General features: G+C 33.2%; 20 protein-coding genes. All 20 read left to right on the forward strand.

The window, feature by feature from the left end; translation table 11 throughout:
* The first annotated feature begins 70 nt into the window (after positions 1 to 70).
* The 20 genes from radC to D4A81_RS05420 all read left to right on the forward strand — a co-directional run bounded on the left by radC (position 71) and on the right by D4A81_RS05420 (position 20,839).
* Positions 71 to 760 (forward strand): RadC family protein, encoded by a 690-nt coding sequence (gene radC, locus D4A81_RS05325; protein ID WP_111524085.1) that lies wholly within the window; start codon positions 71 to 73, stop codon positions 758 to 760.
* Complete coding sequence (gene mreC / locus D4A81_RS05330; protein WP_111524086.1) at positions 760 to 1,590, forward strand: rod shape-determining protein MreC; 831 nt, start codon at positions 760 to 762, stop codon at positions 1,588 to 1,590. The genes radC and mreC overlap by 1 nt, the downstream gene beginning before the upstream one ends.
* On the forward strand, positions 1,591 to 2,100 hold the full coding sequence (gene mreD, locus D4A81_RS05335; RefSeq protein ID WP_111524087.1) for a rod shape-determining protein MreD: 510 nt from the start codon (positions 1,591 to 1,593) through the stop codon (positions 2,098 to 2,100).
* Complete coding sequence (locus tag D4A81_RS05340) at positions 2,100 to 4,973, forward strand: penicillin-binding transpeptidase domain-containing protein (RefSeq protein ID WP_111524088.1); 2,874 nt, start codon at positions 2,100 to 2,102, stop codon at positions 4,971 to 4,973. The genes mreD and D4A81_RS05340 overlap by 1 nt, the downstream gene beginning before the upstream one ends.
* Before the next feature lie 77 nt (positions 4,974 to 5,050).
* A complete protein-coding gene (locus D4A81_RS05345; RefSeq protein WP_111524089.1) occupies positions 5,051 to 6,172 on the forward strand; it encodes an FtsW/RodA/SpoVE family cell cycle protein in 1,122 nt (373 codons plus the stop codon).
* A 15-nt stretch (positions 6,173 to 6,187) separates the two neighbouring features.
* Positions 6,188 to 6,583, forward strand: a complete 396-nt coding sequence (locus D4A81_RS05350) for a methylglyoxal synthase (RefSeq protein WP_111524090.1) — start codon at positions 6,188 to 6,190, stop codon at positions 6,581 to 6,583.
* Between the two features lie 5 nt (positions 6,584 to 6,588).
* Positions 6,589 to 7,575: a D-alanyl-D-alanine carboxypeptidase family protein gene (locus D4A81_RS05355; protein WP_111524091.1), complete on the forward strand. Its 987-nt coding sequence runs from the start codon at positions 6,589 to 6,591 to the stop codon at positions 7,573 to 7,575.
* A gap of 72 nt (positions 7,576 to 7,647) precedes the next feature.
* Positions 7,648 to 8,067 (forward strand): twitching motility protein PilT, encoded by a 420-nt coding sequence (locus tag D4A81_RS05360; RefSeq protein ID WP_111524092.1) that lies wholly within the window; start codon positions 7,648 to 7,650, stop codon positions 8,065 to 8,067.
* A 192-nt stretch (positions 8,068 to 8,259) separates the two neighbouring features.
* A complete protein-coding gene (locus D4A81_RS05365; protein ID WP_111524093.1) occupies positions 8,260 to 9,648 on the forward strand; it encodes an HlyD family efflux transporter periplasmic adaptor subunit in 1,389 nt (462 codons plus the stop codon).
* 11 nt (positions 9,649 to 9,659) lie between these two features.
* Positions 9,660 to 10,340, forward strand: a complete 681-nt coding sequence (locus D4A81_RS05370; RefSeq protein WP_111524094.1) for a YggS family pyridoxal phosphate-dependent enzyme — start codon at positions 9,660 to 9,662, stop codon at positions 10,338 to 10,340.
* A gap of 18 nt (positions 10,341 to 10,358) precedes the next feature.
* Complete coding sequence (locus D4A81_RS05375) at positions 10,359 to 10,859, forward strand: cell division protein SepF (protein ID WP_111524095.1); 501 nt, start codon at positions 10,359 to 10,361, stop codon at positions 10,857 to 10,859.
* Positions 10,860 to 10,869: 10 nt separating this feature from the next.
* The gene (locus tag D4A81_RS05380) at positions 10,870 to 11,619 is read left to right on the forward strand and encodes a YlmH/Sll1252 family protein (RefSeq protein ID WP_111524096.1); all 750 of its coding nucleotides are present in this window, start codon (positions 10,870 to 10,872) and stop codon (positions 11,617 to 11,619) included.
* Between the two features lie 9 nt (positions 11,620 to 11,628).
* Positions 11,629 to 12,717: a 3-dehydroquinate synthase gene (gene aroB, locus D4A81_RS05385; protein ID WP_111524097.1), complete on the forward strand. Its 1,089-nt coding sequence runs from the start codon at positions 11,629 to 11,631 to the stop codon at positions 12,715 to 12,717.
* The gene (gene lspA, locus D4A81_RS05390) at positions 12,702 to 13,202 is read left to right on the forward strand and encodes a signal peptidase II (RefSeq protein WP_111524098.1); all 501 of its coding nucleotides are present in this window, start codon (positions 12,702 to 12,704) and stop codon (positions 13,200 to 13,202) included. Before aroB ends, lspA begins: the two co-directional genes overlap by 16 nt.
* Positions 13,203 to 13,219: 17 nt before the next feature.
* Entirely contained in the window at positions 13,220 to 14,134 is a 915-nt protein-coding gene (locus D4A81_RS05395; protein WP_111524099.1) for an RluA family pseudouridine synthase, read from the forward strand.
* 164 nt (positions 14,135 to 14,298) lie between these two features.
* Positions 14,299 to 14,925 carry a cytidylate kinase-like family protein gene (locus D4A81_RS05400; RefSeq protein ID WP_111524100.1) on the forward strand — a complete coding sequence of 209 codons (627 nt, stop codon included), beginning with the start codon at positions 14,299 to 14,301 and terminating at the stop codon, positions 14,923 to 14,925.
* On the forward strand, positions 14,922 to 15,986 hold the full coding sequence (locus tag D4A81_RS05405; protein ID WP_111524101.1) for an N-acetylmuramoyl-L-alanine amidase: 1,065 nt from the start codon (positions 14,922 to 14,924) through the stop codon (positions 15,984 to 15,986). Before D4A81_RS05400 ends, D4A81_RS05405 begins: the two co-directional genes overlap by 4 nt.
* A gap of 31 nt (positions 15,987 to 16,017) precedes the next feature.
* Entirely contained in the window at positions 16,018 to 17,997 is a 1,980-nt protein-coding gene (locus D4A81_RS05410) for a zinc ribbon domain-containing protein (protein WP_111524102.1), read from the forward strand.
* A 15-nt stretch (positions 17,998 to 18,012) separates the two neighbouring features.
* Entirely contained in the window at positions 18,013 to 18,975 is a 963-nt protein-coding gene (locus tag D4A81_RS05415; protein ID WP_111524103.1) for a double zinc ribbon domain-containing protein, read from the forward strand.
* Positions 18,976 to 19,114: 139 nt separating this feature from the next.
* On the forward strand, positions 19,115 to 20,839 hold the full coding sequence (locus D4A81_RS05420; protein ID WP_111524104.1) for an LCP family protein: 1,725 nt from the start codon (positions 19,115 to 19,117) through the stop codon (positions 20,837 to 20,839).
* Positions 20,840 to 20,850 lie beyond the last annotated feature (11 nt).

Consider the following 20,850-nt stretch of genomic DNA (forward strand, 5'->3'; position numbering starts at 1 on the left):
TAATTAATTACTTTTATATTTTGTGATAAAATAAAAATGCCTTTCATGCTTGGAGAGTGGAAAGGGATTTATGGGAAAAATAAAGGAATTACCAATTGAACAAAGACCATATGACAGAGCGCTGGAGTATGGAGTGGAATCGCTTACAGATGTGGAACTTTTGGCAGTGCTTCTTAGAACCGGCACAAAGGATGTCAATGTAGTAAATCTTGCATACAATATTCTGGAGGGTAATGGTGAAGGCTTTGGAATACATAGTATTTTTCACCATAATATCGACAAATTGATGGCAATCAAGGGAGTGGGTAGGGTAAAAGCTGTACAGATACTTGCACTTGGAGAATTTTGCAAAAGAGCTTGGGAGAGAAAAAATACAAGAAACAGAATTTCTTTTTCTTCACCTGACGTGGTTGCAAATTACTATAAGGAGAGTATTAGACACTTGGAAGTTGAGGAACTTAGAATTATATTCCTTGACACAAGGCAGAGACCTATTTCAGATATGGTAATTTCTGTTGGAACAGTTAATGCATCTTTGGTTTCTGTTAGAGAGATTTTAATAGAAAGTTTAAAGCATTTAGCGGTAAACGTTATTTTGCTGCACAATCATCCAAGTGGTGATCCGTCACCAAGTAAAGCAGATATAGATATAACAAAGGATATTAATAAAGCGTTAGATAGTATAGGAATAATGCTTGTTGACCATATAGTCATAGGTGATAATTGCTATTACAGCTTTAAGGAACAGGGGATTATTTGATGGAATCTAGAAACCGACTTGTACTGATAATTTTAAGTATAATTAGTATCATTCTTATTGGAATAACTTCATTTAATGATTCTATTATCTCGCCTTTGCGGCAGGCAGTGGGAATCGTTTTATTACCGGTACAATCAGGGGTAAATACGGCCGGCAGGGCAATATATAATGGTATAGAAGAACAAAGAAAAATACATAGTGCAATAAGTGAGAACATTGAGCTAAATAAAAAAATAGATGAGCTTACACAGGAAAACACAAAACTGATGGCAGACAATGGAGAACTTGCCAGACTTAGAGAACTATATAAACTTGATGAAAGTTATTCAGACTATGAGAAGGTAGGAGCCAGAGTAGTGGCAAAGGACAGTACGAAATGGTTTTCGACATTTACAATAGACAAAGGCAGTGAAGATGGTATAGCTGTAGATATGAATGTTATAGGATATGGTGGGCTAATAGGAATAGTGACTGATGTTGGCAAAAATTATGCAAACGTTCGTTCTATTATAGATGATATTTCCAGAGTAAGTGCCATGTCACTTAGAACAGGTTCTCTTTGTAGAGTTGATGGTAATCTTGAATTATATAATGATGGAAGACTTATTTTAAAGGATGTAAAGTCTGATGCGGATATTTCAGAGGGTGATATGATAGTTACATCAAATGTTTCTACAAAGTATTTGCCGAATATCTTAATAGGCTATGCCAGAGATTTAAAGGATGATTCTTCAAGACTTACAAAGAGCGGATATATCATACCTATAGTGAATTTTGATACTATATCAGAGGTATTAGTAATAACCAAGCTAAAGGAAGTGAGCGATTAAATGAGAAGAATAATAGTGAATATAGCTTTTATTATATTTGCATTTGCACTTCAAATATGCATTTTTCCATTCATACCTTTTTTATATGCATCACCAAATCTTCTTATAATACTTACATTCACATATGGCTTTAGTCTTGGGGTAGAAGAGGGTATGCTATATGGAATAATATGTGGAGTACTGATGGATTTATATTTTGCAGGTCCGTTTGGCTTCTTTACACTGCTATTCTTATGGATAGGATATTTGAATGGTAAGTTGACAGCATACTTCTATGAGGAGTATATAGTGCTACCATTTATAGTATGTACGATAAGTGAAGTTATGTATAATTTGTTTATTTATATTTTTAGATTTTTTATTAGAGAAAAATATGAATTCTTATTTTATCTAAAAAATATTGTAATACCTGAGGTAATAATTACTCTTATATTTACATTATTATTATATAGGTTTTTGCTTTGGTATAATAAGAAACTTAGAGTATTAGACAGTAGAGGAATGGATTAGTGATAAGGGATTTTAAAGATTTTCTAGGGGACTTTTTTGAAAAGATAAAATCCTCCAGACTATTTATACTTGGTGTAATATATTTTTTTATGGTATTTATCCTGGGATCAAAGCTATTCAACATGCAAATAGTAAATGGTGAAGAAGCACAGGAGAAGTATGTACAAAAGATAAAGAAAACAGTAGCTACTACAGGTGCCAGAGGTAATATCTATGATAGAAACGGTAATTTATTGGCTTATAATAAGCTTTCTTATACAGTGACTATCACAGATGGTGGATACTATAAAAAAGTAAATGATAAAAACAATATGTACTACCGTCTTATACAGATTCTAAGAAAACATAATGAAAAAATAGACGGTGATTTTTTGGTTGGAGTAGATGATAATGGAGATTTTTATTACACTACCAAAACAGATACATCTAGACTCAGATTTATTGCCGATATGTATGGTTTAAAATCAACAGATGAGTTGGATGATAAGGCAGGTAAGTATCCTTCCAATATCAGTGCACAGGAGATGGTTGAAAAAAAACTTAAGACCTATGGACTGGATAAACTGACAGATATTGATGGAAATACCTATGATTTATCAGGTCAGGATAAGATAGATCTGATAAATGTAAGATATGAGATGGGTAAAAAATTGTATAGAAGATTTGAACCTACTATAATAGCAACCAATATATCTGAAGAGGCAAAGATTGATATAATGGAAAATTCAGCATCACTTATTGGTGTGGATGTAGAAAATGACACATTGAGAGTTTATAATGATGCAGTTTATTTCTCAGATATCATAGGATATACCGGTAAGGTTCCGGATGAGAAGCTGGAGGAACTTTTAAAGGAAAGGTCTGATTATACATTGAATGATATTGTAGGAAGAACCGGTATTGAAGAAAGTATGGAGACTACATTGCAAGGATCCAAGGGATCTAAGACTATGATCGTAGATAATGTAGGAAGAATAATACAGACTATAAGTGAAGTGGAGTCGAGTGCCGGTAATGATGTTTATCTAACTATAGATAAGAATTTGCAAATAGCTACATACCATTTGATCGAGCAACAGCTGGCAGGAGTCCTTGCAAGTAAGATTGTAAATGAAGACAATCCAAATACAGAGAATACGGATTCGACTCATAGACTTATACCTGTAAAAGATGCTTATTATCAGCTTATTGGAAATAATGTACTGGATACAACACATTTTGGTAAGGAAGGTGCATCAGCTACTGAGCAAGGATTGAATGCAAAGGTTAATGCTCAAAAAGAAAGTATACTTTTATCGATAAATAACGAACTCACATCAGGTGCTCCTACAGTTATGGTAGATTTGCCTGAGGACACTAAGGCATATCTGAATTATATTAATACTGCACTTACAAAAAAGAATATAATAAAAAAGGACAGTATAGATACAAAATCAGAGGTATATCAGGCGTGGAAGAATGAAACTACCTCTCTTAGAGACTATCTATTTATTGGAATATCAAGTGGATATATTGATACAACTATATTCTTTAATGATACAAACTATTCCAGTGCAGAGGATATATATAGCAAACTGGTGGAATACATATTGAATATGTTAAGGGATGATCCTGATTTTGATAAGCTTATTTATAAATATTTGATAAGAAATAATGTTGTTACAGGAAGAGAACTTTGTTTGGCGCTATTTGATCAAGGTATTTTAGAGATGGATGAAGCAGCATATGCACAACTTGCTGCCGGAAATGAGGGATATGCTTTCCCATTTTTTATCGATAAAGTATCAAAGATAGAAATAACACCGGCACAGCTGGCACTTGACCCTTGTTCTGCAGGAGCGGTAGTTACAGATGTAAATACAGGCGAAGTAAGGGCGTTGGTATCATATCCGGGCTATGACAATAATAGACTTGCAAATTCTATGGATGTAGCTTATTTTAATAGATTATTGGAAGACCAGAGCTTGCCATTATACAATAATGCTACCCAGACAAAGAAGGCACCAGGTTCTACATTTAAGCCTATTACAGCTATTGCAGGATTGGAAGAGAATGTTATCAATGCATCAGATGCAATAGTATGTACAGGTATATATGACACTATTAATCCGGCAATAAAGTGTTGGATTTACCCGGGAAGCCATGGTGCTGAAACAGTAGTAAAAGCTATACAGGATTCATGTAATGTATATTTTGCTGAAACAGGGCATAGGCTTGCTACTGATCAAAATGGAGAATATTCTTCTGAACTTGGTATAGACAGGCTTAGAAAATATGCTTCAATGTTTGGTCTTGATCACAAGTCGGGAGTTGAGATAGTGGAGAATGATCCACAGATTTCAGATATAAACCCTGAACAATCAGCTATTGGACAGGGCAATCACTCATTTGCAAATATCCAGCTTTCAAGATATGTGGCAACTATTGCAAATCAGGGAACAGTTTTTGAGCTTAGTCTTTTAGATAAAGTGTGTGATCAATATGGAAATGTTGTGAAGGATTATACTCCTGAGTCAAATACACATGTGGATATAAGTCCTGAAACTTGGGCAAATGTTAAAGAAGGTATGAATAGAGTTATAAAAGATGGCTCTGCCAGAAAGATATTTACAGACCTAACTATAAATATTGCTGGTAAGACAGGTACTGCACAGGAATCAAAAACCAGAGGAAACCATGCTTTTTTCATATCATTTGCACCATATGAAAACCCTGAAATTGCAGTTACAGTAAATATTCCTTATGGTTACTCATCTACAAATGCTGCAGTTATTGCTAAGAATATATACAAATACTATTATAATCAAATTAGTTTAGATTATATATTGAATAATAGTGCACTTGATGTAAGTGATGTCAGAATTGGAGACTGATTTTATTAATTAAGATATTAATTTTCAAAAAACACTGGATTTTTTTGCTAAATTCGTGTAGAATTTGGGAGTAGAGGATGTTAGACGGTTATAAAGTTAAATATTATCCATTTAGGCTTTTATTTTATATTTTAGTCTTAAATGTTATGGGAGTATTGGTGATTTCCAGTGCCACTGACGGTGACAGAGGGATGGTTGCCAAGCAGATATTTGGTATTGTACTAGGGCTTGTGCTTGTAGTCTTTATCTCCTTTATACATTATAGAAAGATAATGGAGCTAATGTGGGTTGTATACGGAATATGTATCATTTTGTTGCTGGCGGTGCTGGTTTTTGGATATTCACCTGAAGGTGCCGGAGCAATAAGATGGATTAAAGTACCGATTATTGGACAGCTACAACCTTCTGAAATTGTAAAAATAGGAATGATATTGTTTATTGCTTCATTTTTGGGAAAACATCAGGAGGATGTTGACAGGATTTCTTTCTTGATTGTATTTGCTGCAGTTGCTGCTATACCATGTTTTTTAATACTGAAAGAACCTGATTTATCAACTACTATTGTGGTATTTATTATGATACTTAGTATGTTATTTGTATCAGGTATCAGTTACAGATGGGTACTTGGCAGTCTTGCATTTATAATACCATCAGCAGCAATATTTATATTTTTATTGCGAAGCAACGTTGTTCCATTTTTGAGAGGCTATCAGGCAAACAGAATACTTGGATGGATATATCCTGATAAGTATGCGGACATAAATGTACAGCAGGACAACTCTATTATGGCTATATCATCAGGACAACTGATGGGTAAGGGACTAAACAATAATACTTTTGCTTCAGTTAAGAATGGCAACTTCGTGTCTCAAGATCAGACAGACTTTATATTTGCCGTTATTGGAGAGGAACTTGGATTTATAGGCAGTATGGTTGTGATTGTGCTTTTTGCACTTATAGTTATTGAATGTTTTCGCCTTGCTTCTAAGGCTAAAGATTTAGAGGGGAAATTGGTTTGTGTTGGCTTTGCAGTTTTAGTAGGCTTTCAAAGTTTCACTAATATATCAGTTGCAACGGGACTCTTTCCTAATACAGGCTTGCCGCTTCCATTTATAAGTTATGGAGTGAGCTCGCTGTTGAGTTTATATTTGGGAGTTGGATTAGTTGCAAGTGTGGCTGTAAGACAGGGTAAGAACTAGAATTTGGAGGTAAAGATGAATATAGGTTTGATCGCACATGATGCTAAGAAAAAGCTCATGCAGAATTTTTGTATTGCATACAGAGGTATTTTATCAAAACATAATTTATCAGCAACGGGAACAACAGGTAGATTGGTGGAAGAGGTTACAAATTTAAATATACATAGATATCTGGCAGGACATCTGGGTGGTGAACAACAGTTGGGTGCACAGATAGAAAATAATGATATAGACTTGGTTATCTTCTTAAGGGATCCGCTTACTAAAAAAAGTCATGAACCGGATGCAGATAAAGTTATGAGACTGTGTGATATGCATAATATACCATTAGCGACAAATCTTGCTACCGCAGAACTTTTGATTATGGCACTTGACAGGGGTGACTTTGAGTTTAGAGAGGCTTATAGATAGGCCTCATGTCAAATTATATAAAGAGAGGAAAAAAACAGGTAAATAAGTTATACCTGATAATTCCTATTGTGTTAGTGATAGCATTGGCTTTTGGAGGAGCATATTATTATTATCAGTTTATGATTACAGAGTATGACTTCTCCAATAGACTGTCTATCCTGGATGTGGATACAAGAATAACACCTATTGCAAAGAATCTGGCATTACCTACGGAGGATGATATAAATGTGGATGATATATCTTCTGAAAGCATAATATTGGCAGGTGGTGATGGAAGTTTGATAGCGTCAAAAGTAGCTACTAAGAGAATGTATCCGGCAAGTACGACTAAGGTTATGACAGCACTGGTTGCATTAAAGTATGGGAATCTGACAGATGAGGTGACCGTTACTGAGGACAGCGTAATAAATGAAGCAGGAGCAAGCTTAGCAGGTATTCATCCGGGAGATGTACTTACACTAGACCAGCTTTTATATGGGCTTATGTTACCATCCGGAAATGATGCAGCAAATGCTATAGCCGTACATGTAGGTGGAAGTGTAGAAAATTTTGTAAAGATGATGAATGAAGAGGCTAAAAGGATTGGTGCGGTAGATACAAACTTTGTTAATTCAAATGGCCTTTCAGATGAAAATCATTACACAACAGCATATGACCTGTATCTTATATTTAATGAAGCTCTAAAAGATCCAAGATTTGCAAACTATGCCGGATGTGCTTCTTACAATGTTACATATACAGCGGCAGATGGCAGTCAGGTTACAAAAAATTGGAGAAATGGAAATAGATATATAACAGGTCAGGTGGCGGCACCTTATGGAGTAGCTGTGGAAGCCGGAAAAACCGGTACTACATTGGCTGCAGGAAGCTGCCTTGTTATTAGCAGTGCAAACGATAAGGGTAATAGATATATTTCTGTTGTTTTAAAATCAAAAAACAGAGCAGATTTATATGACAATATGTCTAAACTTCTTATGAAAATTGATAAATAGCATTGCACTATTCCTATTAATATTTTATAATATTATTATATTTGATAACAGTAATTTAAGGAGGGCATTACCATGGTTTCTATCATTGCAGGAGAGAAGGGTAAGGGAAAAACAAAAATTTTACTTGAGAAGGCTAATGAGGCTGTTTTAAAGGCAAACGGTTCAGTTATCTATCTTGATAAGAGTTCAAAGCATATGTATGAGCTTAATAACAAGATAAGACTTATTAACGTCAGTGAATTTCCTATTATGTCAGCAGACGGATTTATAGGATTTTTATCAGGTCTCATTTCATCTGACCATGATATCGAGGCTATATTCTTAGACAGCTTTTTGAAGTTGTCAGTTCTTGAAGGTTTAGATATTACTTCAACAATAGATCGTATAGAAACATTGGGTGAAAAGTATGGCATTGAATTTGTTTTGAGTGTTTCAATGGATGTTAATGCTTTGCCTGAGAATGCAAAAAAGAATGTTACTGTAACATTATAAAAAATGAAAATAACATATGATTTCAGACTTAGTACTTACAGAGATTATTTGATTTAATAAATGATGGCAGGTTTCATTTTATTGAGCCTGCCGTTTTAAAATTATTTGAAAAAAATATATTCTTGAAGTATAATTAATGAACTTGTATTTATGCAAGATAGAAGATCTGCTTTTATTTTAAGGAGAATAAAATTGGCTGAATCAAAAAAGATTATTCCCTATAAAAAAAGAATAACTTTAAATGTAGCTATAATACTCTTTCTGATTATTTCATTATATTTGTCTTTCTATGTTATAAAATTTCTCACAAGAAAACAGATAAGATACAGTGAAGTAGTAGAAGGTAGTATGTCTGAAGATAAGACTCACACAGGACTTATACTGAGAGATGAAAGCGTTGAGAAAGCACCATCCGGTGGATATATAAATATCTATATGAAGGATGGGAAAAGGGTTGCCGTTGGAGGTAGGGTATATTCATTAGATGCAACCGGAGATTTGAAAAAATTAAAGGAAGCATCAGCTGGAAAAGAGGATAGTATATCGGATTCAAATGTTGTTGAGATAAAAAAGAAATTATCAAATTTTGTATCAAATTATTTAGACTCAAATTTTGAATATGTGTATGATACAAAATATTTATTGGATAATGCTGCCAGTGAATATTCAAATATCATAAATATAGAAAATATTGATAATATTTCAAATGAGAACGAGTTGAGCCTTGATATAGTAACATCTCTAACATCAGGTGAGATATCCTATGCAATAGATGATATAGTTGAGAAAAAAGAAGAAGACTTGACAAAGAGTGATTTTGATACTTCAAAGCATCCAATTAGCTATATAAAAAACGAGCAGTTAATAGAAGAAAATACAGCTGTATATAGGGTGGTTAATAGTGAAACTTGGAGCATATATTTTGAATTCGATAAAGGAGAAGAAGAATTATATGCTGAGAAAAAAAGACTTACTGTAAAGTTTAAATCAAATGGATTGGAGCTTACAGGAAATTATTCGGTTGTTGAGACAAAGGATGGATACAGACTGGGTAAATTGACATTTGATAAATATATGATTCAATTTATATCAAACAGATATGTAGATTTTTATATACAATCATCTGATGTAAATGGTCTTAAGATACCGGTTAGATCTGTTCTTGAAAAAGATTTTTATACTATACCTGTTGATTTCTTGACAAAAGGTGGAGATGGTGTAGAAGATGGATTTTATAAAGAAGTCGATAATGACGGGGTTAGTTCGACTGTATTCGTTCCGGCTGATATAACAAAGGTAACTGATAAGAACTGCTATATTGATAAGAATAATGAGGACATAAAATCAGGAACTAAAATTATAAAACCTGATTCAAATGAAATTTATGAAGTCTCAAATACTGAAAAATTATTAGGAGTATATAATATAGACAAGGGCTATACTGCATTTAAAATTATTGATATAATAGGTTCGAATAAGGAATTTTATATTATAGATAAGGGAACCAGAAATGGTTTGAAAGTATATGATCATATTTTGTTAAACCCGGATAGTTTTATGGAAGGAGATTCTATTTATTAATAGGAGAAGAGATGGTTAAAGAAAACTTACAAGAGGTTATACACAACATGGAAATTGCCTGCAAAAACAGTGGTAGGGATATGAAGGATGTTACACTTATTGCTGTAAGTAAGACAAAGCCAAATGATTTGATTATGGAAGTTTATGAGAGTGGTATAAGGGATTTTGGTGAAAATAAGGTGCAGGATTTGGTCAAGAAAAGTGAAGAACTGCCAAAAGATATAAGATGGCATATGATTGGACATTTGCAAACTAACAAGGTTAGACAACTACTTGGAAATACTGTTTTAATACATTCTATTGACAGTATAAGGTTAGCTGATACAATAGATACAGAGGCGAAAAAAAAGAATATACATGTTGATGGGTTGCTTGAAATAAATGTTGCAAAAGAAGCTTCAAAGTATGGCTTTATAGAGGATGAATTGGAGGAAGTTTTACCAATATTTGCCAGATATAAAAACTTACATATAAAGGGATTTATGACAATAGCACCAAATGTTGATGATGCAGAAGAAAATAGAGAAATTTTCAAGAAATTAAAAAAAATGTCTGTTGACATAAATCAGAAAAACTATGATAATATAGAAGTGAGATTTTTATCAATGGGAATGACTGGCGATTATGTGGTGGCACTTGAAGAGGGTGCGGATTTTGTAAGAGTTGGTACAGGAATATTTGGGAAAAGGTAAGGAAGGATTGGAGAGCTTATGGTTAAGGATTTGTTTGAGAGAATCAGGGAGTATTTAAATGTTGGAGGCGGCGAGGATGATTATCAAGGTGAAGATGATTTTGAAGAAGGCATCGATGATACAGAAGAAGTTGATGCAGAAGATGAGGTGGAAGAGGAGTCAAAATTAAAGACTACTCATAAAATTACAAAGGTTGATAACGATAATATTGTTCCTATCAAAAAAGAAGTTGAGGTTACTATGTATAGACCTACATCTGTGGAAGAGTCAAGACTTGTTGTAGATAGTCTGAAGAAGGGGAAGACTGTTGTCCTTAATCTTGAAGATGTTAGAACAGCCATTGCACAGAGAATAGTGGACTTTGTATGTGGTGCAGCATATGAGATGCAAGGAAATCTTCAAAGTATATCTGAGAGTATATTTATTGTAACACCTGCAAACGTAGTATTGTCAGGAGATTTTACAGATTTACTTGGCATTGAGCATAACAGTTCGGACGCTTCAGGATTTGGGGGATGAGGTTATAGCTTTGGAAAAAGATGATCTAATTCTAAGAAATAAGATTTTAGATTTAGCAAGAAATGCATATTTTAAGAACATAGTGGCGTATTCTGTGTTCTTAAATTTATATGAGCAGACAATATTCGAGATGACTCGGAATGAATTGCCAAATGTAAATTATACTATGTTTGGGGGGTATTCTGAAGCAGAAAGAAAAGTTGTCTGCTTTTATTGTGATAAGACACCTGAATTTGATATATTGGAATACATAAATATTTCACCGGCAAATAAAAAGTTTGCACAGGATCTCACACATAGAGATTTCCTTGGGGCACTGATGAATCTTGGAATTGAAAGGCATATGATTGGTGATATATGTATTGTAGACAATATTGCACATCTTATTACATTCAAGAGTATGTCAGAAACCATAATCAATGAACTGGATATGGTAAAGCATACAAAGGTTGTTTTACAAAAAGAAAGTGCTGATGATCTAAAAACTGTAAATAGAGTAGAATACAAAAAGATAAATATCCCTTCAGAAAGATTAGACTCTATTATTGGATCTATATATAATATTTCCAGAAGCAAAGTAAATTTATATATTGATTCAGGTAAGGTGTTTATCAATTCTAAACAGTGTTTTTTACATTCATCTAAGGTAAAGCAAGGGGATATAATTACAGTAAGAGGACTTGGTAGAGCAAGATTTTTAGGTATAAGTTCCCTGTCAAAAAAAGGTAGATTGTTTGCTGAAACAGAGATTTTTAAATAGGTATTAATAATGTATTTAGATAGATTGGAAGTAAATTTTGAAAATAAGCCATGCTATGATATAGTAATTTCAGATGATTTTTCCGGTTTAAAAAAAGAATTAAACAAACTGGATATAGATAATAAAAGAATATGCATTGTTACAGATTCTAATGTGGCTGAGATATATTTGGATAATATAAAAGAAGAACTTAGCGGCTTGAATGTATTTGTACATACTTTTGAAGCCGGTGAGAAGAATAAACACCTTGGTACAGTATCAGATATATATGATACTCTTATTTTGAATAAGTTTGACAGGAAGGATATCTTACTTGCACTTGGTGGCGGAGTTGTGGGAGATGTATGTGGTTTTGTTGCTGCAACATATTTGAGGGGTATTGATTTTGTACAGATTCCTACAACTTTAGTTTCTCAAGTTGATTCGAGTATTGGCGGAAAAACCGGAGTTGATTTTAAACATTATAAAAATATGGTTGGAGCATTCTATATGCCAAGGCTTGTGTATGTGAATATCGATACATTAAGTACACTTCCAATGGTAGAGTTTTCATCAGGTATGGGTGAAGTTATAAAGCATGGCTTGATATTTGACAGAGAATATTACTATTGGCTTTTTGAAAACAGTAAGAATATATTGGCCGGAGATTTAAAAACTTTGGCAAATATGGTTCTTGTAAGTCAAAAAATCAAAAAGCAGGTTGTTGAAAATGATCCTTATGAAAAGGGACAAAGGGCTATATTAAATTTTGGACATACTTTGGGACATGCTATAGAAAAAGAAAAAAAATTCACACTGTCACATGGTGACTGTGTAGGTCTTGGTATGCTGGCAGCATTTTATATATGTATAAAAAAGAGTAAGCTGAGAAAAGAAGACAGGAGTTTTCTTACAGATTTGATGAAAATATATTCTTTGGATACAGAGACAGATATGGATGTGGAAAAAGTATTTGGGGCTACATTTAATGATAAGAAAATGGAATCAGGGAAAATAAAATTTATCTTGTTGAACAGTATTGGAGAAGCCTATATTGATAGAGAAGTATCAAAAAATGATATGATGGAGGCATTGGATAGTATATGCAGAAGAATATAGTATATAAATTTGGCTTGTTCTTGATCATGGTAGCGGCACTTGTGGGAGTAGACCAATGGAGTAAGTATGAAGCCCTAGTGAAATTAAAAAATGGAGCTGCTTACCCATTAATTAATAATATACTTTATTTTTGGTATTCAGAGAATGCAGGTGCTGCATTTGGAATACTTCAGGGTAAGCATATTTTTTTCTATATAATTACATTAGTGGTTTTGATAGGTATATTATACTTACTTTTTAAGTTGCCAAATGATAGTCATTATTTTTTGCTACTATGTTGTGGCGGTCTGATTTTTGCAGGTGCACTTGGCAATTTTATTGATAGAGTTATTAGAAATTATGTTGTAGATTTTATTTATTTTAAGCCGATAAATTTTCCTATATTTAATTTTGCAGATATTTGTGTAACAGTAGGAACTTTTTTATTGTTTATATGCTTGGTATTTGTATATAAAGAAAGTGAATTAGAATTTTATAAAAAATAGTTTTAGTTTGGAGATAAATGAACAGCTTTGAAATAATAGTAGAAGAATCGGATATTAATAAGAGGATAGATGTTTTTTTGGCAAAGAATTTAGAAAGCTTTTCTAGATCTTACATTCAAGACTTGATAAAAAAAGGGAAAGCTACTATTGGTGGTAAGTCTATAAAGGCAAATTACAGATTGAGGAATGGAGATAATGTAGTACTTAACATACCAAAGCCTGAGCCACTTGAGATTCTTCCGGAAAATATACCTTTGGATATTCTATATGAAGATAATGATGTAATACTTGTAAATAAACCAAAGGGAATGGTGGTGCATCCGGCAGCCGGGCACTATAGCGGTACTTTGGTAAATGCACTTTTATACCATTGCAAAGATAATCTTTCAGGTATTAATGGAGTATTAAGACCTGGAATAGTTCATAGAATAGATATGGATACAACCGGTGTTATTATTGCTTGCAAAAATGATAATGCTCATCAAAACATTGCAAAACAGCTGGCAGAACATAGTATTACAAGAAGATATGTTGCTATAGTAAATGGCAATCTAAAGGAAGATGAAGGAGTTGTAGATGCACCTATTGCCAGAGCCAAAAATGACAGAAAAAAGATGGCGGTAGATAAAGATGGAAAGACTGCGGTGACTTATTATAAAGTTTTAGAAAGGCTTAAAAATTATACATATATAGAGTGTGTACTTGAGACAGGTAGAACGCATCAAATAAGAGTTCATATGTCTTATATAAATCATCCTTTACTTGGTGATGAGATATATTCCGGTAAAAAGGAAAGTATGAAATTACAAGGGCAATGTTTACATGCTATGGTACTGGGGTTCATTCATCCTACTACAAATGAATATATGGAATTTAAAGCACCCATACCTGAATATTTTAATGAAATATTAAAAAAATTCAAAAAAAATTAACTTATATTCTATTTATATCAGCATAAACACTAACTAAGAAGCTGCAATCGAATGGCGAATATATACATTTTGCTTTTTTTGTTATATAATAATATATGTAATTGTCTGCATTTGTATTTTTATAAAAGAAAATACATAAAAGAAATTATTTTTAGGAGGTCGGTATGGACAAAAGATTGGTTATTACCATTGGTAGACAGTGCGGAAGCGGTGGAAGAAGGATTGGACAGATGCTGGCTGAACAGCTGGGCATCAAGTGCTATGATAAGGAAATACTTAATAGAGCTGCAAAAGAGAGCGGACTGGCTGCAGAGTTGTTTGAAACTCATGATGAGAAGCCAACAAGTTCATTTTTATATTCTCTTGTTATGGATACTTATTCTTTGGGTTATACATCCTCATCTTATATGGATATGCCTATAAATCATAAGATATTTTTAGCACAGTTTGATACAATAAAAAAGCTTGCGTCAGAAGAGTCATGCATTATTGTAGGTAGATGTGCTGATTATGCCTTGTCAGATGATCCTAATGCTTTCTCAGTATTTATCACAGGAGATGATGAGGATAAGATTAGAAGAATTATGGAAACAAACAATATTGAAGCTAATAAGGCAAAAGATATTATGATAAAAACAGATAAGAAAAGATCAAGCTACTATAACTATTATTCAAGTAAGAGATGGGCTGATTCAAGAAGCTATGATTTGACTATCAACAGTACAACTCTTGGACTTGAAGGCAGTGTGGAACTTATAAAAACATTTGCGAAAATAAAGGGTCTATTATGAGAAAGAGATTTATTTACCAGGTTATACTTATTTCAGGAATATTGATGGCATGCACAAGTAATACTACAAATGCAAAAAGTGTGACTAAAGTTCAAGGAAGATTTGCAGAAAGCAGTACACAGGCTGAAACTAAAGAGGAGAAAAAAGATTTAGAGAGTAGTAAGGAAGCAGAAAGCAGTGCTGTTCAAAGTAGTGAAGAAACCACAAAGGCAACAGAAGCAACGACTACAGCGGCATCAACAACACAGGAAGAGACAACTACAGCTAAAGAGACAGAGGTAAAGAAGGAAGCTGTATCTGAAGTTAAAGAAGCCGGAGAAATAGGTTTAAATCCTGATTGGAAATATGCTTCATTTTCAAAGATAAATTCAGGAAAGAGTATGTTGTATACGCCAAGTGGAAATAGCAATGGCATTACAATAGCAGTTAATGCCGGACATGGTACAAAGGGAGGATCATCACAAAAAACTCAATGTCATCCGGATGGTACGCCAAAGGTAACCGGAGGTACTACTAATGCCGGAGCTACCACAGCTATTGCAGTTTCAGAAGGTATGACATTTTTAGATGGTACACCTGAAAGCACGGTAACCTACGAGATGGCAAAAATATTTAAAGATGAACTTTTATCAAGAGGATACAATGTATTAATGATCCGAAACGATACAGATGTTCAATTAGACAATATTGCGAGAACTGTTATTGCAAATAATAATGCAAATGCACATATTGCACTGCATTGGGATTCCACAACCTCAGATAAGGGAGCATTCTATATGGGAGTACCGGATGTAGGCTCATATAGGAGCATGGAGCCGGTAGCTTCAAACTGGAAAAAACATGAAGCTTTGGGAAAAGCACTTGTAAATGGTTTATCTGCCAATGGTACAAAAATATTTAGTGATGGAAGAATGGATATGGATTTAACACAGACTTCCTATTCAACTATTCCATCTATAGACATTGAATTGGGTGATAAGAAATCTGATTATGATAAGGATACTTTAAGAAAGCTGTCAAAAGGACTTGCTGATGGTATAGACGGTTATTTTGGGAGATAAATCAAAGATAATCAATTCATAAGGGAGTATTATGAAAAGCAAATTGAAATATTTGATATGTCTTTTCGCATTTTTATTTTTGACAGCTTGTGGTGGTGTTGTAAACACTGATATGAGTTTTGATGATTCATTTTCCGGAAGCAGGGTAATGACGTATACTATATCAAATTCGGATTACACATCATATGTACAAAAGGATTTGACCACTGTAGAAAGTACATTGAGAGAGTTGTGTCCACAGGATATAGAAATCACATCATTTAATCAGGATGATGAAAATATAGTTGTTGTCTTCACTATAAGTTTTATTTCTGAGGAAGATTATAAAACTAAAGTTAATAATATACTTAGTGCAGAAGGAATAGATATAGTACCAAATGTTACATTTTTAAAATCTGATGCGGTCTTTGCAAAGGGACTTGCATATCAGGAAAACTTTAGTAGCGATGATTTACTAAAGTGGATGAGAGACGGTATTATGGGCAATGGATTTGTTACATCCTCATATGAGTCATATATATTTTCATCAAGCTATATAAGTCTGATTATAAATGGTGAAGAGTATGAAAAAGATGCGAGTATGAGCATAATTGATGTAAATACAGCAAAATACTTACCTATTGACAGCGTAGAATTTGATACTGTTCTAAATAAGGATGGTACTATTGATAGAACTATTGATGTAAATATTCCGGATTCAACTTTTGTAAAGGCTAAGGATGAAATAGAGCAGTTTATGGCTTCAAGAGTTGGCGATATTGGAAGTGGTACTTGGACGGAAGATGCTTCTATACACATTTTTACTATTGAAGGTAAGGGCCTTGGTATTGATGAATGTAAGAAAATGACAGAGAACTTTACAGGTAAGAGTGTGGGAGATATAGTTTTAATGACGGCTTCTGAATTAAAAGCTTCTTATGCAGAAGAAAATTCTACAGACGATGATGAAAGTGAAGATTCTGATTCAAAATATTATACATTAGCTAAACAGCATATATTTTACAAGAATTATTTTTGGTCTGAAAATATTGATCTGGAGGATTATATCAGCAATAGAGATAACTGTGTTAGATTCAACTATTTTGTTAATCCACAAAATGGCTATGAAGGTATTGTGGCATTTGACGATAATGTTAGTGAAAGCACGGATATTTCGTTAAATGGATCAGATGGAGATTCAAATGTACTTTTGTTTAGCGGATATTGTAAGTCGGCTGATTTAAATGTTGAAGTCAATGTTATGCCTAGTGTGAGCAAATATAAACATATTGTTGATATTACTCCAACAGGAAATATAAAGAGAAATATTACTGTTGTTTTTAAGGAGTCTTTCAATGAAAACGATGTAAAAAAGCTTGAAGAAAAACTGAAAATAGTTTTTGAAAAAACTAAAATAAAGCTTGATAAAATAGAGTTGAATGGCAGTGATCTGGAGGTTAAAATATCTTCTAATTTGAGTGTTGATGACGATACTAAAATGTGGGAAGATGCAACCGGATATAGCAGAGACAGCACAAATCTTGACATTGATAAAAAGGGATATTTTGTTTCAAAACAGAATATAAAGTTTACAGATGATTTTCACCATGAACTATTTACCGCAGGAGATGTTGAATCTTATGAATATAGAGTGAAGAATGCAGGGAAACCAATTAGAAAGAGTGGCTATATAAGTGGAGGTTTTGACAGTGCAGAGGCAAAGTTTAGTGGTAATGACTTTGTAATAAAGGGAGAAAATGTGGTGATGTCACATTATAAAGCTCCTAGCATTGTAAGTGTGCGTACTAACTATATAAAATATATTATTCTTACTATTGTTGCTGTGACAGCTATTTTTATCATAGCTGTGTTGCTGGTGATACAAATAAAAAAATCAAAGAAAAAGGTAGCAAAAAGTGGCAATAGTGTTTATAATAATACACAAGCTGATGCAGTATTTTGTCCTCATTGTGGAACTAAGAATAAATCTGATGATAAATTCTGCTCATCATGTGGTAAAGAAATTTCATAAAGTTAAGGAGAGTATATGTTAAAAGGTATAAAAAGAACAAAGAACAATGATTTGGTTATTAATGATAAGGGACTTAGTGTATTGAATATCTTATGTGTGATATCAGTTTTGTCAGTACTATTTTTCTTTATTCCTACAATAAAGATATATGACGGTGAGTCAATGTCAATATTTAGTATGGTAACTTATAGAGATTATGGTTATATGTTAACTGATGTAAGTGCATTAACATCTTGGTTATGGTTTCTTCTTATATATCCTATTGTAAATATAGTGATGTGGGTACTGAATAAGAAGTCTACAGATAGCAAGAGCTATATATATGTACATATTATTTATATGTTAAATATTTCTTTGGGATTTTTACATTTCACTACATATAATTTTATAGTTCGTTTTAGTGGAAATTTTTTTGCGTTTTTATGCTGGTTTATGTTACTTGCCAATTTGGTGATTTCAATATATGCCATCCTTAAAACTGGTAGAACAGCAGTGGATGAGAATGCAACAGCACTGGATTTGAATGTGGACTATGCTAAGGGTATATTGAATAAGGCAGGTAACATGGCTACAAATGTGGCAAACAATGTATCAGCTGCAGCAAGTAAGGCAGCAGCAGGTAAGACTGTAAATTGTGATAAATGTGGTGCAGCATGTCCTGAAACATCAGCATTTTGTAATAACTGTGGAAACAGCCTTGATAATGTAAAGAAGATGATGTCTGAAAGTAAGGCTACAGCATCAAATACATTGGTTTGCGAGAAATGCGGCAATGTGTGTTCAGAAGGTGCAACTTTCTGTACTAAATGTGGCAATAATCTTGCTGATGCAAGAAGAGTTCAGGCAGAAGCACAGAATCGTATAGATGAGGCAGCAAAACTTGCCAGAGAGATGGCAACAGATAATACAGCTAATGAATCTACAATTAAAAACAGCAAAGATGATACAAAATCAAATGGAGTATTACTTTCAAAATAAAATGTTAAAATTTTTAGGTGGGCTAATGCCCACTTTTTTTATAGAAATATCAGTTTAAATTCTATTTTTCTTAGTGTATATTATTTTTATCTATGATAGAATATAGGATAGTACTTCTTGAAAGGAGCATTACTCCCAAATGAGAGATGAGGATTTTTATAATAACCTTAGCGATATTGACAGTGAAGAAATTGAAAGATATTTGAGAGATTTAGCTAGGTTAAACAAAATAAGAGAAGAAGAAAAACTAAAAGAAGAAAATAAAAAACTACGCAAGACCATAAATGAAAATAATAAGAAGCTGGAAGAGATGGGACAGAATATAAGAAAGGTACAGAAAAAAGCTGATAAGATAAATATTATCGGTGGAGACAGGTCTTCAAAAGCAAAGAGTAGTAGGAATGTAAAGAGCGATGTGAAGGAAGATGTAGAAACTAATGGTATAAAAATTCCTTTACCAAACAGCCATCAAAAAAAAATCATTAGAAAAAATGATACATTAATTGTACAAGAGACACAGAATAGGGAATCCGTAAAAAAAGTTGTAAAAAAGAAAGTATCAAAACCTGTAAATAAAAAGGTGGTAAAAACAAAAAAAAATCTAAAGAAGGTAGATCCAAAGGTAGCAAAGAAGGTAGAAAAAGAGGTTAAGGTTAAAAAAACTAAAAAGAAAAGAAGCTTCTTGACTAGACTGATACTTTTAATTTTGCTGTTTACAATAGTGGGAGGTGGAACATATTTTGCATTCCACTATGTGAAAAATCAAAAAGGCTACTATACAGTTGCAGTTTTTGGTGTAGATTCAAGAGATGGAAATGTTGAAGAAGGTGCCTTAAGTGATGTGAATATGATTATTAATGTAAATAGAGAAACTGGAGATATACAGCTTATATCTATTTATAGAGATATGTATTCAATGATAGATGAAGATGGTAAATTCCACAAGTTCAATCAAGCCTATGTAGAAGGTGGACATGAACAGGCTTTGGAAGCACTTAATAGGAATCTGGACTTGGATATAAAGAATTATATAACTGTAAACTGGAAGGCGGTTATTGATGCTATAAATATTTTGGGGGGTGTGGACTTAGAGGTAACAGATGCTGAATTTAAATATTTGAATTCATTTATTTCATATACAGTTGAGGCTACAGGAGTCGGATCACATGAACTTGAACATGCGGGAATGAATCATCTGGATGGAGTACAGGCGGTAGCATATGCCAGACTAAGACTAATGGATACTGATTTTAACAGAACTGAAAGACAGAGGAAAGTTGTAAGTTTAGCTTTTGATAAGGCTAAGAATGCAAATTTCTCCACTTTATACAGTATCTTGGTTGCAGTTTTGCCACAGACTTCAACAAATGTGAAAATTGAGGATCTTATTCCATTTGCAAAGGATATATCAAAGTATCATTTAAGTGAGACTGCCGGATTCCCATTTGATAAGGATACAAAGAAGATGCATAAGAGAGATTATGTAATACCTATTACATTAAAATCAAATGTAATAGCACTTCATCAAATGCTTTTTGGTAATATACCGGGTTATACTTATACACCAAGCGAAATGCTAAATAAGATAAGTAATAAAATAATAAAGGATACAGGACTTGGTGCTAACAAAGAGGATACAGATATAAATGTAGATACAGATTTGGACAGTGCAATAGGAATAACGCCACATAAGTCAGATTCTGATGAGACTCATGAAAAAGTTGAAACTGAACATGTTGAGGACAATCAAGTTGAAGAGTCTCATGAAAATCCTGTACAGGAAGATGGTATAAATGAAGAAACTATTGATGAAAACACCACTGAGGCAGAAATAGATGCTGAAAGTGAGATAAGTAGTGAATAAAAAGGAGAATA

It is taken from the genome of Lachnoanaerobaculum umeaense (genome assembly GCF_003589745.1).
In the GTDB taxonomy this organism is placed as follows: domain Bacteria; phylum Bacillota; class Clostridia; order Lachnospirales; family Lachnospiraceae; genus Lachnoanaerobaculum; species Lachnoanaerobaculum umeaense.